The 12,507-nt window shown below is 61.2% G+C and carries 9 protein-coding genes, 1 tRNA gene and 2 rRNA genes; 5 read left to right on the forward strand and 7 right to left on the reverse strand.

The genetic code is table 11. The annotated features are described in order from the left end of the window. Positions 1 to 91 precede the first annotated feature (91 nt). From iclR to ACOWVD_RS15785, 5 genes are all read left to right on the forward strand, one after another. Positions 92 to 922, forward strand: a complete 831-nt coding sequence (iclR, locus tag ACOWVD_RS15765) for a glyoxylate bypass operon transcriptional repressor IclR (protein ID WP_021505158.1) — start codon at positions 92 to 94, stop codon at positions 920 to 922. Between the two features lie 252 nt (positions 923 to 1,174). After that, positions 1,175 to 1,714 (forward strand): gluconokinase, encoded by a 540-nt coding sequence (gntK, locus tag ACOWVD_RS15770; RefSeq protein WP_004936645.1) that lies wholly within the window; start codon positions 1,175 to 1,177, stop codon positions 1,712 to 1,714. Continuing rightward, positions 1,711 to 3,048 (forward strand): gluconate transporter, encoded by a 1,338-nt coding sequence (gene gntU, locus ACOWVD_RS15775; protein ID WP_046897204.1) that lies wholly within the window; start codon positions 1,711 to 1,713, stop codon positions 3,046 to 3,048. The genes gntK and gntU overlap by 4 nt, the downstream gene beginning before the upstream one ends. A gap of 97 nt (positions 3,049 to 3,145) precedes the next feature. Continuing rightward, a complete protein-coding gene (gene edd / locus ACOWVD_RS15780) occupies positions 3,146 to 4,960 on the forward strand; it encodes a phosphogluconate dehydratase (RefSeq protein ID WP_421105658.1) in 1,815 nt (604 codons plus the stop codon). A 54-nt stretch (positions 4,961 to 5,014) separates the two neighbouring features. After that, complete coding sequence (locus tag ACOWVD_RS15785) at positions 5,015 to 5,656, forward strand: bifunctional 4-hydroxy-2-oxoglutarate aldolase/2-dehydro-3-deoxy-phosphogluconate aldolase (protein ID WP_004936635.1); 642 nt, start codon at positions 5,015 to 5,017, stop codon at positions 5,654 to 5,656. A gap of 1 nt (position 5,657) precedes the next feature. On the opposite strand, the gene aceK is transcribed toward ACOWVD_RS15785, so the two are convergent. The 7 genes from aceK to rrf (ACOWVD_RS15820) all read right to left on the reverse strand — a co-directional run bounded on the left by aceK (position 5,658) and on the right by rrf (ACOWVD_RS15820) (position 12,481). Then, positions 5,658 to 7,412: a bifunctional isocitrate dehydrogenase kinase/phosphatase gene (gene aceK, locus ACOWVD_RS15790; protein ID WP_033631950.1), complete on the reverse strand. Its 1,755-nt coding sequence runs from the start codon at positions 7,410 to 7,412 to the stop codon at positions 5,658 to 5,660. 69 nt (positions 7,413 to 7,481) lie between these two features. Continuing rightward, positions 7,482 to 8,789, reverse strand: coding sequence for an isocitrate lyase (gene aceA / locus ACOWVD_RS15795; RefSeq protein ID WP_004936630.1), 1,308 nt, complete (start codon positions 8,787 to 8,789; stop codon positions 7,482 to 7,484). Between the two features lie 41 nt (positions 8,790 to 8,830). After that, positions 8,831 to 10,429, reverse strand: coding sequence for a malate synthase A (gene aceB, locus ACOWVD_RS15800; protein WP_015379256.1), 1,599 nt, complete (start codon positions 10,427 to 10,429; stop codon positions 8,831 to 8,833). Positions 10,430 to 10,803: 374 nt separating this feature from the next. Next, positions 10,804 to 11,733, reverse strand: coding sequence for a homoserine O-acetyltransferase MetA (metA, locus tag ACOWVD_RS15805; RefSeq protein WP_049241384.1), 930 nt, complete (start codon positions 11,731 to 11,733; stop codon positions 10,804 to 10,806). A gap of 381 nt (positions 11,734 to 12,114) precedes the next feature. Then, a 5S ribosomal RNA gene (gene rrf, locus ACOWVD_RS15810) occupies positions 12,115 to 12,230 on the reverse strand. 45 nt (positions 12,231 to 12,275) lie between these two features. Further along, a tRNA-Thr gene (locus ACOWVD_RS15815) sits at positions 12,276 to 12,351 on the reverse strand. A gap of 14 nt (positions 12,352 to 12,365) precedes the next feature. Continuing rightward, positions 12,366 to 12,481, reverse strand: a 5S ribosomal RNA gene (rrf, locus tag ACOWVD_RS15820). Positions 12,482 to 12,507: the final 26 nt, after the last annotated feature.

Genomic DNA, 12,507 nt, shown 5'->3' on the forward strand with positions numbered 1-12,507 from the left:
CGCCAACACCTCCGATGAGCTGACGGCGGCTTGCAATTCATCGACAAAAAACGAAAATGAATTCCATCATACGGAAAAAGGAATCTCACCCATGGCCACCCCTGCTCCCGCCAAGCGCGGCAAGAAGCCCCGCGCAGCAGCCCCCGCCGCCAGTGCGGCGACCGGTCAGGTACAATCGTTGACCCGTGGCCTGAAACTGTTGGAATACATTTCGGAAGCCCAGGGCAACGTGGCCCTGACCGATCTGGCCCAGCAAGCCGGCCTGCCGAACTCCACCACTCACCGCCTGCTCACCACCATGCAGCAGCAGGGATTCGTGCGCCAGGTCGGCGATCTCGGCCTGTGGACCATCGGTTCGCACGCCTTTGTGGTCGGCAGCAGCTTCCTGCAAAGCCGCAACCTGCTGGCGATGGTGCATCCGACGCTGCGCCGCCTGATGGAAGAGTCCGGCGAAACCGTCAACCTGGCGGTGCTGGATACCAGCGAGTACCAGGCGATCATCATCGATCAGGTGCAGTGCACGGCGCTGATGCGCATGTCGGCGCCGATCGGCGGCAAACTGCCGATGCACGCCTCCGGCGCCGGTAAAGCGTTCCTCGCCACCCTGCCGGACGATCAGGTGACCAAACTGCTGCACAAGAAAGGCATGCACACCTACACGCCGCACACCCTGACGCCGCACAACCTGAAAGAGGGACTGGCGCAGATCCGCAAGCAGGGCTTCTCCTTTGACGACGAGGAGCACGCGCTCGGCCTGCGCTGCGTGGCGGCCTGCATCTTCGACGAGCATCGCGAAGCCTTCGCCGCCATTTCCATCTCCGGCCCGGTGTCGCGCATCACTGACGATCGCGTGATCGAGCTGGGCGCGCTGGTGATCCACGCGTCGAAAGAGATCAGCCTGGCCTACGGCGGCGTGCGCTAATCCCGCTCATCCGAGGGGCGCCCCAGCACGCCCCTGCTCCCCTGCCATGCTCTGTTGTCAGCATGTAACAGGCTGTCGGCATCCTGTTTAGCGCACAGGAAAAAAGCTTGAAGCCGATCACAGTTAACGATCCTCACGGCGAAAGCCCATTGCAACCGCTCAAACTTCCTTCGACAATGTTACCGATAACATGTTACCGGTAACAATCAAACTGAACGAAGGTAACGTCACCCGGTGTTTTGGAGCTAAGCCATGACCAACAATCAAAATCGCATTTACGTCGTTATGGGCGTTTCCGGCAGCGGCAAGTCCGCCGTCGCCGCCGCCGCGGCCCGCCAACTCTCCGCCGGCTTCCTCGACGGCGACTTCCTGCACCCACGCAGCAACATCCTGAAGATGGCCGCCGGCGAGGCGTTGAACGACGACGATCGCGCGCCGTGGCTGGCCGCGCTCAACGACGCCGCCTTCGCCATGCAGCGCACCAACAACGTGTCGATCATCGTCTGCTCGGCGTTGAAAAAGCAGTATCGCGACCGCCTGCGCGCCGGCAACGGCAACCTGTCATTCATCTATCTGCACGGTGAGTTCCCGGTGATCGAATCCCGCCTGGCGGCGCGCAACGGCCACTTCTTCAAGCCGCAGATGCTGGTCACCCAGTTCGCCGCGCTGGAGCAACCGGGCGCCGACGAGAACGACGTGATGGCGATCGACATCAATCAGCCGCTGGACGCGGTGATCGCCGATACCGTGCGCCATATCCAGAGCTTCCTGCCGCAGGACGTGTGCGCGTGAGTACTGTAACGCTGGTCGGTACCGCAGTCGGCTCGGTTTTACTGCTGTTATTCCTGGTGATGAAGGCGCGCATGCACGCCTTCGTCGCGCTGATGCTGGTATCCATCGCCGCCGGCATTTTCTCCGGCATGCCGCTGGAACACATCGCCGACACCATGCAGAAAGGCATGGGCGACACGCTGGGCTTCCTGGCGATCGTGGTGGCGCTCGGGGCGATGTTCGGCAAGATCCTGCATGAGGTCGGCGCGCTCGATCAAATTGCGGCGCAATTGCTGAAACGATTCGGACAAAGCAAGGCGCACTACGCGCTCGGCATCGCCGGGCTGATCTGCGCGCTGCCGCTGTTCTTCGACGTGGCGGTGGTGCTTCTGATCGGCATCGTGTTCGCCGTGGCGCGCCGCACCGACGGTAATATCGTCAAGCTGGCGATCCCGCTGTTCGCCGGCGTGGCCGCCGCCGCCTCCTTCCTGCTGCCGGGGCCGGTGCCGATGCTGTTGGCGTCGCAGATGAAGGCCGATTTCGGCTGGATGATCGCCATCGGCCTGGTGGCGGCGGTGATCGGCATGCTGATCGCCGGCCCGCTGTACGGCAGCTTTATCAGCCGTTTCGTCAACTGGCCGATGCCGCCGGAAGAAAATGAGCCGACGCTGACCAAGGGCAATCTGCCGTCGTTCGGCTTCAGCCTGGCGCTGGTGCTGTGCCCGCTGGTGCTGGTCGGCATGAAAACCATCGGCGCGCGGCTGGTCACTCCAGGTTCACAGCTGCAGCAGTGGCTGGAGTTTATCGGCCACCCGTTCACCGCCATCCTGCTGGCCTGCCTGATCGTGATTTACGGTCTGGCGAAACCGCGCGGCATGAGCAACGAACAGACGCTGGCCATCTGCTCCGCCGCGGTGCAGCCGGCCGGGATCATCCTGCTGATGACCGGCGCCGGCGGGGTGTTCAAGCAGATCCTGGTGGATTCCGGCGTCGGGCCGGCGCTGGGTGACGCCATGATCGGCGCCGGCCTGCCGATCGCCGTAGCCGCATTCGCGTTGTCCGCCATGGTGCGGGTGATCCAGGGCTCGGCCACCGTCGCCTGCCTGACCACCGTCGGCCTGGTGCTGCCGGTCACCAGCCAGCTCGGGCTCAGCGGCGGGCAACTGGCCGCGCTGGCCATCTGCATCGCCGGCGGCTCCATCGTGCTGAGCCACGTCAACGACGCCGGCTTCTGGCTGTTCGGCAAATTCACCGGCGCCAACGAACTGCAAACGCTGAAAACCTGGACGGTGATGGAAACCATTCTGGGCAGCGTCGGCGGCGTCATCGGCATGATTGCATTCACGATGTTTTAAATCCACATCGCCCCCGGCCTTGCACACCAGGGCTGCAAATCACCCCCGGGGGCACCGCCACAGGCGGCGACTATAACAACAGCAATGTGAGGAAGGCATGATTAATCCAACCTTGTCCCGTGTCACACAGCGCATCATCGACCGTTCCCAGGCCAGCCGCGCCGCCTATCTGGCGCGTATCAAGGCGGCCCGCTCCCAAACCGTCCACCGCGCGCAGCTCGCCTGCGGCAACCTGGCCCACGGTTTCGCCGCCTGTCAGCCCGATGACAAGGCGTCGCTGAAAAACATGGTGCGCAGCGATATCGCCATCATCACCGCCTACAACGACATGCTGTCGGCCCACCAGCCGTACGAACATTACCCACAGCGGCTGAAACAGGCGCTGAAGGCGGTGGGCGCCGTGGGCCAGGTGGCCGGCGGCGTGCCGGCGATGTGCGACGGCGTGACGCAGGGGCAGGACGGCATGGAGCTGTCGCTGATGAGCCGCGACGTGATCGCCATGTCGGCCGCCGTCGGGCTGTCGCACAATATGTTCGACGGCGCGCTGTTCCTCGGCATCTGCGACAAGATCGTGCCGGGGCTGGTGATGGCCGCCCTCTCCTTCGGCCACCTGCCCACGCTGTTCGTGCCGGCCGGCCCGATGAGCAGCGGCCTGCCGAACAAGGAAAAAGTGCGCGTGCGCCAGCTGTACGCCGAGGGCAAGGCCGACCGTTTGGCGCTGCTGGAGGCCGAGGCGGCCTCTTATCACGGCATCGGCACCTGCACCTTCTACGGCACCGCCAACACCAACCAGATGGTGATGGAAGTGATGGGTTTGCATCTGCCGGGCGCCTCCTTCGTCCATCCTGACACGCCGCTGCGCGACGCGCTGAACGACGCCGCCGCGCGCCAGGTGACCCGACTGACCGATACCGCCGGCAACTACCTGCCGATCGGCCGCCTGGTGGACGAGAAAGTGGTGGTGAACGGCATCGTCTCGCTGCTGGCCACCGGCGGCTCCACCAACCTGACCATGCATCTGGTGGCGATGGCGCGGGCGGCGGGCATCATCATCACCTGGGACGATTTCTCGGAGCTGTCGGAGGCGGTGCCGCTGCTGTGCCGCATCTACCCGAACGGCCCGGCCGACATCAACCAATTCCAGGCCGCCGGCGGCGTGCCGCTGGTGGTGCGCGAGCTGTTGCAACACGGCCTGCTGCACGAAGACGTGCACACCGTGGCCGGTTTCGGCCTGCGCAGCTATACCCAGGAACCGTGGCTGGACAACGGCCAATTGGTATGGCGCGAAGGCGTGGCCGGCTCGCTCGACGCCAGCGTGATCGCCAGCGTCGCTCAACCTTTTGAGCATCATGGCGGCACCAAAGTGATGGCCGGCAATCTGGGCCGCGCGGTGATGAAAACCTCGGCGGTACCCGCCGATAACCAGATCATCGAAGCGCCGGCGGTGGTGTTCGACAGCCAGCACGATATCGTGCCGGCGTTCGAAGCCGGCAAGCTGGATCGCGATTGCGTGGTGGTGGTGCGCTTCCAGGGGCCGCAGGCCAACGGCATGCCGGAGCTGCACAAGCTGATGCCGCCGCTGGGCGTGCTGATGGATCGCGGCTTCAAAGTGGCGCTGGTGACCGACGGCCGCCTGTCCGGCGCCTCCGGCAAGGTGCCTTCCGCCATTCACGTCACCCCGGAAGCCTATACCGGCGGCCTGCTGGCGAAAGTGCGCGACGGCGATCCGATCCGCGTCAACGGCCGTAGCGGCGAGCTGCAGGTGCTGGTCGACGCCGAGGAGCTGGCGCGGCGCACGCCTTGCCAACCCGATCTGAGCGCCGAACACATCGGCTGCGGCCGCGAGCTGTTCGGCGCGCTGCGCAGCCAGCTGTCCGGTGCCGAGCAGGGCGCCTGCTGCATCAAATTTTAATCGATAGCCTGGCCGCATCGCCGCCTGGCGGCGGCCACAGAGGAGAACGTCAGCATGAACAAGTGGACAACAAGCGCCGAGCAGATCCTGACGGCGGGGCCGGTGGTGCCGGTCATCGTGATCAACAAGCTGGAACATGCGGTGCCGTTGGCGAAAGCGCTGGTCGCCGGCGGCGTGCGGGTGCTGGAGGTGACGCTGCGCACCGCCTGCGCCATGGACGCCATTCGCGCCATCGCCCAAGAGGTGCCGGAAGCGATCATCGGCGCCGGTACGGTGATCAATCCGCAGCAGCTGCGGGAAGTGACCGAAGCCGGTGCGCAGTTCGCCATCAGCCCAGGCCTGACCGACGAGCTGCTCAAAGCCGCCACCGCCGGTTCCATTCCCTTGATCCCGGGCATCAGCACCGTTTCCGAACTGATGCAGGGCATGGATTACGGCCTGCGCGAGTTTAAATTCTTCCCGGCGGAAGCCAACGGCGGCGTAAAAGCGCTGCAGGCGATCGGCGGCCCGTTCCCGCAGGTGCGCTTCTGCCCGACCGGCGGCATCTCACCGGACAACTACCGCAGCTATCTGGCGCTGAAAAGCGTGCTGTGCATCGGCGGCTCCTGGCTGGTGCCGGCGGACGCGCTCGAAAGCGGCGACTACGCGCGCATCACTGAACTGGCGCGCGCCGCCGTCGCGGGCGCCGAGGCCTGATTTACATCGCAGCGGTGGCGGCCGGCAGCGCCGCCCCGCTGCGCTGGCTGAACCGCTGCTTCTTGCGATAAGCGAATACGTCTTCCACATGCCCTTCGCGGATGCGCTGCTGCAATCCGCGCCAATACTCCGCGGTAAACAGATCGCTGTGCAGCTCTTCAAACACCTGCCGAATGCGCCGATCGCCGCACAGAAAGTGGCGGAACTCTTCCGGGAACACGTCGTTGGGCGCGATGCTGTACCACGGCTCGCTGGCCAACTCATCTTCCGGATAACGCGGCGGCGGGATATCGCGGAAGTTGACCTCGGTCATGTAGCAAATCTCGTCGTAGTCGTAGAACACCACCCGCCCGTGGCGCGTCACGCCAAAGTTCTTGAACAGCATGTCGCCGGGGAAGATGTTGGCGGCGGCCAGCTGTTTGATGGCATTGCCGTACTCTTCAATCGCATCGCGCATCTGCTGGTCGTTGGCCTGCTCCAGATACAGATTCAGCGGCGTCATGCGCCGTTCCATATACAGGTGCTTAATCACGATGCGATCGCCGAGATCTTCCAGTTTGCCCGGCACTTCGCGCCGCAGCTCCGCCAACAGTTCCGGGCTGAGGCGCGCCTTGTCGACGACGAAATTTTCGTACTCCTGGGTATCCGCCATACGCCCGACGCGATCGTGCTCTTTCACCAGCTGATAGCAAGCCATCACCTGCGCCTGCGTCACCTCTTTTTGCGGGGCGAATTCGTCCTTGATCACTTTAAACACCCGATCGAAGGACGGCAGGGTAAACACCAGCATCACCATGCCCTTCACCCCCGGCGCGATGATGAACTGCTCCTGCGACTGCGCCATAAAGGTCAGGTATTCGCGGTAGCATTCAGTTTTGCCGTGCTTCTGGCAGCCGATCGCCATGTACAGCTCGGCGGTGGTCTTGCCCGGCAGGATCTCGCGCAGCCATTCCACCATCGCCGCCGGCAGCGGCGCGTAGACCATGAAATAAGAACGGGCGAAGCCGAAGACGATGCTGGCCTCGGCCTTACCGGTCAGGCAGGCATCGATAAACAGCGCGCCCGATTCGCTGTGGTGGATCGGCAACAGGAACGGGTAAACGCCGTCGGCCAGGCGCAGCTTGCCAACCAGCCAGGCGGCCTTGTTGCGGTAAAACAGTTCGTTGGCGATCTGAAAGGTGGCCCCCGCCAGTTGCTGCGGACTGAAGGCGCGTTGCAGCGCCTGGGTGATATAGCGAATATCGCGCGTCAAATCCTCCCACGGCAACCGCAGCGGCAGATCGCTCAGTACGCTGCGCAGCATCGCCGGCAGATCGCCATTGGAGGTGAAATCGCGCGCCAGCGGACGCGGAATGTCGCGAAAACGCCGTTCCGGCTGCGAACTGAACACGAACAGCTTGTCCGGCGTCAGATCGCGATGCTTGAACAACCGGCAATAGACCGAGTTAAAAAAGCTTTCGGCGATCTCGAAACGCGGGTAGTCCGGCAGCAGGTCGATATAGACCGCTTTGACCCGGCTGGGGAAGTCGGCGTCGAAATATTTCTGCCCGGTGATGCATTTGAGCTGCTCCACCACCAGGCCGACGTGATGGTCATACAGATGGATGCGCTTTTTCATCGCCTGCTGCACCGCCGGCCAGTCCGCCTGCTCGAAGCGCTGTTGCGCGCCGGCGGTCACCTCCAGAAAGCGGCCGTACTGCGCATCGAAGCCCTGCAGGATCGTCTGTGCGATCAACAACTCCAGTTTTGCCGCCATCCTTACCCCCGCCAGAAAAAGAAGCCTGCGCATGCAGGCTCCGGGTGAAACGTCTTCAAGCTTGCCGCATCAGAACTGCTGTTCTTCCGTCGAACCGGTCAGCGCGGTGACCGAAGAGGCGCCGCCCTGAATGATGGTGGTGACCTTGTCGAAGTAGCCGGTGCCCACCTCCTGCTGGTGCGACGCGAAGGTGTAACCGCGATCCACCGCGGCGAACTCCGCCTGCTGCACCTTCTCGACGTAGTGTTTCATCCCTTCGCCCTGCGCATAGGCGTGCGCCAGGTCAAACATGTTGAACCACATGCTGTGGATGCCCGCCAGCGTGATGAACTGATACTTGTAGCCCATGTCCGACAGCGCCTGCTGGAAGCGAGCGATGGTCTGATCGTCGAGATTCTTCTTCCAGTTGAACGACGGCGAGCAGTTGTAGGCCAGCAGCTTGCCCGGGTATTTAGCGTGAATGGCGTCGGCGAAGCGCTGAGCGGCATCCAGATCCGGCGTTGAGGTTTCGCACCACACCATATCGGCGTAAGGGGCATAGGCCAGGCCGCGGCTGATCGCCTGCTCGACGCCGGCATGGGTGCGGAAGAAGCCTTCCGCCGTGCGCTCGCCGGTGACGAAGGCGCTGTCATACGGATCGCAATCGGACGTCAGCAGGTCGGCCGCATCGGCGTCGGTACGGGCGATCACCAGCGTCGGCACGCCGAGCACGTCGGCGGCCAGGCGAGCGGCGACCAGCTTCTGGATCGCTTCCTGTGTCGGCACCAGTACTTTGCCGCCCATATGACCGCATTTCTTCACCGCCGCCAACTGGTCTTCGAAGTGCACCCCGGCGGCGCCGGCGGTGATCATCGCTTTCATCAGCTCGAAGGCGTTCAGCACGCCGCCGAAGCCGGCTTCCGCATCGGCGACAATCGGCAGGAAGTAATCGGTGTAGCCTTTGCTGCCCGGCTCAATCTGGTTCGCCCACTGGATCTGATCGGCGCGGCGGAAGGTGTTGTTGATGCGCTCGACCACCTTCGGCACCGAGTCCACCGGATACAACGACTGGTCAGGGTACATGGCCGCCGCGCTGTTGGCGTCGGCCGCCACCTGCCAGCCGGACAGGTAGATAGCCTCGACGCCGGCTTTAGCCTGCTGCAGCGCCTGGCCACCGGTCAGCGCGCCCAGGCAGTTCACGTAGCCTTTGCGCGCCTTGCCGTTCAGCAACGCCCACAGTTTGGCGGCGCCGTTTTGCGCCAGGGTACATTCCGGGTTGACCGAACCGCGCAGGTTGATCACGTCTTCGGCGCTGTAAGGGCGGGTGATGCCTTCCCAACGGGCCGATTTCCATTCCTGTTCCAGCTGCTGGATCTGTTGAGAGCGAGAGGTAGACATAATTTTTATCCTTTCAGTCATGTAGGGTTGATTGGGAAAGTTCAGGCCAGCAGCTCATAGCCGGGCAACGTCAGGAAATCGATTAATTCATCTTGCGTGGTGATGCGCTCCATCAGGCGCGCCGCCTCTTCGAACCGGCCGGCGTTAAAGCGCGCTTCCCCTACTTCTTCACGCACCACCAACATCTCTTCTTGCAACATCTGGCGGAACAGCGCCTTGGTGACCGGGCGCCCGTCGTTCAGGCTCTTCTCGTGGTGGATCCACTGCCAGATAGAGGTACGGGAGATCTCCGCCGTCGCGGCATCTTCCATCAACCCATAGATAGGCACGCAGCCGTTGCCGGAGATCCAGGCTTCGATGTACTGCACCGCCACGCGGATATTGGCGCGCATCCCCGCTTCGGTGCGTTCGCCGTCGCATGGTTCCAACAGCTGCGCGGCGCTGATTGGCGCATCCTGCTCACGCATCACGTCCAGCTGATTCTGGCGATCGCCCAATGCCTTGCCGAACACCTCCATCACCGTGTCCGCCAGCCCCGGGTGCGCCACCCAGGTGCCATCGTGGCCATTGTTGGCCTCCAGCTCTTTATCCGCCCGCACCTTGTTCAGCACCCAGGCGTTTTTCTCAGCGTCTTTGCTCGGGATAAACGCCGCCATGCCGCCCATGGCGAAGGCGCCGCGCTTATGACAGGTTTTGATCAACAGACGTGAATAGGCGCTGAGGAAAGGTTTCTCCATGGTCACCGACTGACGATCCGGCAGCACGCGATCGCCGTGGTTCTTCAGCGTTTTGATGTAGCTGAAGATGTAATCCCAGCGGCCGCAGTTCAGGCCGACGATGTGATCGCGCAGGTGATAGAGGATCTCGTCCATCTGGAACACCGCCGGCAGGGTTTCGATCAGCACGGTCGCCTTGATGGTGCCGCGTGGCAGATCGAAACGATCCTCGGTAAAGCTGAAGACATCGCTCCACCAGGCCGCTTCCTCCCAGGACTGGGTTTTCGGCAGGTAGAAATACGGGCCGCTGCCCTTGGCCAACAGCTGACGATAGTTGTGGTAGAAGTACAGCGCGAAATCGAACAGGCCGCCGGGGATGGCTTCATCACGCCACAAGACGTGTTTCTCCGGCAAATGCAGGCCGCGCACGCGAGCGATCAACACCGCCGGATTCGGTTTCAGCTGGTAGATCTTGCCGGCTTCATTGGTGTAGGAGATGGTGCCGTTAACCGCATCGTGCAGGTTGATTTGACCGTCGATGACTTTGTCCCAGCTTGGCGCCAGGGAGTCTTCGAAGTCCGCCATAAATACTTTTACGTTGGCGTTCAACGCATTGATCACCATCTTGCGTTCTACCGGCCCGGTGATCTCGACCCGGCGATCGCGCAAGTCTTGCGGGATGCCGCGGATCTGCCAGTCGCCTTCACGAATGGAATTGGTTTCCGAAATAAATCCAGGCAGCTCGCCGCGATCGATATTTTGCTGCCAGCGGGCACGCGCCGCCAGCAGCTCATTGCGCCGCGGCGTGAATTTCCCCACCAGTTCCGCCAGGAATTCAACCGCTTCATCCGTTAATACCTGGCGCTCCGCAGCGGCGAAACCCTGGGTAAACCTTAACTCCGTGCCTGCTATCTGTTGCGTCATGACCTTGCTCCTTCCCATCGTTGCGCCCGAACGACCGGCGCATTTTCATCAGAAATCACTGTGGATCAGGGCGGATGAAACGATCCTAAACTGGTCAGATCTCATCCCGATAGCTCTAAGAATACTCAACAAAAAATAAAAATCAAAAACCATTTCCATTTTATTATTAAATATTTTATTAACACTTTATTATCAATTGGTTAGAACAAATAACATAACTAACAGGTAAGGAAACCGGTTCCAATAGAATCGCAAAAATAGGCTAACGCGTTGTTAGCCAATGGTTTTCTGGGGAAAGTGACCGGTAGAAAGAGGATCGTGCAGAGGATCAACAGCGCGGCGGCCTCGATTCAGCCGCCGGCAGGGAGAAAAGATCAGTCGAGAGTCGGATTCATATGGCGCAGATCGTAAGGCGTGATCTGGTAGACGTAATAGTTGAGCCAATTGGAAAACAGCAGGTGGCCATGGCTGCGCCAGGTGGCTTTCGGTGTCAGTGCGGGGTTGTCATCGGGGAAGTAGTTGAGCGGTACGGCAGGATCGAGGCCAGCTTCGCTGTCGCGACAATACTCCCCGGCCAGGGTCAGGGCATCATACTCAGGATGGCCGGTGACAAACGCCAGGCGCTTATCCCTGCTGGCGAACAGGTAGGCGCCGGCCTGCTCGGATTCGGCCAGAATATCCAGGTCGGTATATTGGCGAATCACCTCGGTCGGAAAATCGGCATAGCGTGAATGCGGCGCCAGGAAGCTTTCGTCGAAGCCGCGTGTCAGCAACGCATGCTGCTGCAGCGTTTGGTGCGGATAAACGCCGGAGAGCTTCACTTCGCGCGTCATCTTGGGAATGCCGTACAGGATGTTCAACGCCGCTTGTACCGCCCAGCATACGAACAGCGTGGAGGTGACGTGGTTTTTGGCCCAGTCAATGACCCGCTCGATCTGCGGCCAGTAGGCAACATCGCAGAAATCAACCAGCCCCAGCGGCGCACCGGTGACGATCAGGCCATCGAAGTTCTCATTCTGGATATCCTCGAAGTCGCAGTAGAAGTTGTTCAGATGCTCGGCCGGCGTGTTCTTCGATTCGCGGCTGTCGATGCGCAGCAGCTGGATATCAATCTGCAGCGGCGAGTTGGACAACAGACGCAGAAACTGGTTTTCCGTTTCGATCTTCTTTGGCATCAGGTTGAGGATCAGCACTTTCAGTGGCCTGATTTCCTGTGTTTTTGCCCGCGAGGATGTCATCACGAAGACATTCTCACCGCGCAAGAAATTGACCGCAGGTAACTCATCAGGAACACGAATCGGCATTGCTTAACCCTCACACATCCATTTATACGTTTAGACTTCTAGATGCCCGAAGATAGCGTTTTTTTTCGTCGCTGTCGAGCATTCAGCGAAAAGGTGAAAATGTTTCATTGCACGGCCTGCGCCGGGATATAAGCAGAGGGAGTAAAGCGGATGAAAAGCAAAAAGGCCATCCTTTCGGATGGCCTCTTGGCTTATTTGATGCTTGGCAGTGTCCTACAGTATTCGTCTCATCCTGAGACTCTCCCCTGCGGGGCCGCCGCAAGCGGCGTTAAGGCCCGTTCCCGACGGGCCTTTCGCATGCCCATGCTCGAGCAGAACACCAAATAACAGACAAAACAAAAAGCCCCATGCTTTCACATGAGGCTTGTTGTTTTATTTGATGCTTGGCAGTGTCCTACTCTCGCATGGGGAGACCCCACACTACCATCGGCGCTACGGCGTTTCACTTCTGAGTTCGGCATGGGTTCAGGTGGGACCACCGCGCTATTGCCGCCAAGCAAATTCTTTTTTCTGCCGAACTTCTAAACCCACTTTAAATAAAGTGGTGCTGATACCCAGAGTCGAACTGGGGACCTCACCCTTACCAAGGGTGCGCTCTACCAACTGAGCCATATCAGCACGCTTAATTTGATGCCTGGCAGTGTCCTACTCTCGCATGGGGAGACCCCACACTACCATCGGCGCTACGGCGTTTCACTTCTGAGTTCGGCATGGGGTCAGGTGGGACCACCGCGCTATTGCCGCCAGGCAAATTCGTTTTATTCCAACCGCTTC

It is taken from the genome of Serratia sp. SA088, assembly GCF_049065515.1.
Taxonomy (GTDB): domain Bacteria; phylum Pseudomonadota; class Gammaproteobacteria; order Enterobacterales; family Enterobacteriaceae; genus Serratia; species Serratia nematodiphila.

Excerpts from the sequence above, each read along its gene's own strand:
- aceK (WP_033631950.1), bottom strand. The coding sequence starts at position 7,412 with ATGGCGGCAAAACTGGAGTTGTTGATCGCACAGACGATCCTGCAGGGC.
- metA (WP_049241384.1), bottom strand. The coding sequence starts at position 11,733 with ATGCCGATTCGTGTTCCTGATGAGTTACCTGCGGTCAATTTCTTGCGC.
- aceB (WP_015379256.1), bottom strand. The coding sequence starts at position 10,429 with ATGACGCAACAGATAGCAGGCACGGAGTTAAGGTTTACCCAGGGTTTC.
- gntK (WP_004936645.1), top strand. The coding sequence starts at position 1,175 with ATGACCAACAATCAAAATCGCATTTACGTCGTTATGGGCGTTTCCGGC.
- edd (WP_421105658.1), top strand. The coding sequence starts at position 3,146 with ATGATTAATCCAACCTTGTCCCGTGTCACACAGCGCATCATCGACCGT.
- iclR (WP_021505158.1), top strand. The coding sequence starts at position 92 with ATGGCCACCCCTGCTCCCGCCAAGCGCGGCAAGAAGCCCCGCGCAGCA.
- aceA (WP_004936630.1), bottom strand. The coding sequence starts at position 8,789 with ATGTCTACCTCTCGCTCTCAACAGATCCAGCAGCTGGAACAGGAATGG.
- ACOWVD_RS15785 (WP_004936635.1), top strand. The coding sequence starts at position 5,015 with ATGAACAAGTGGACAACAAGCGCCGAGCAGATCCTGACGGCGGGGCCG.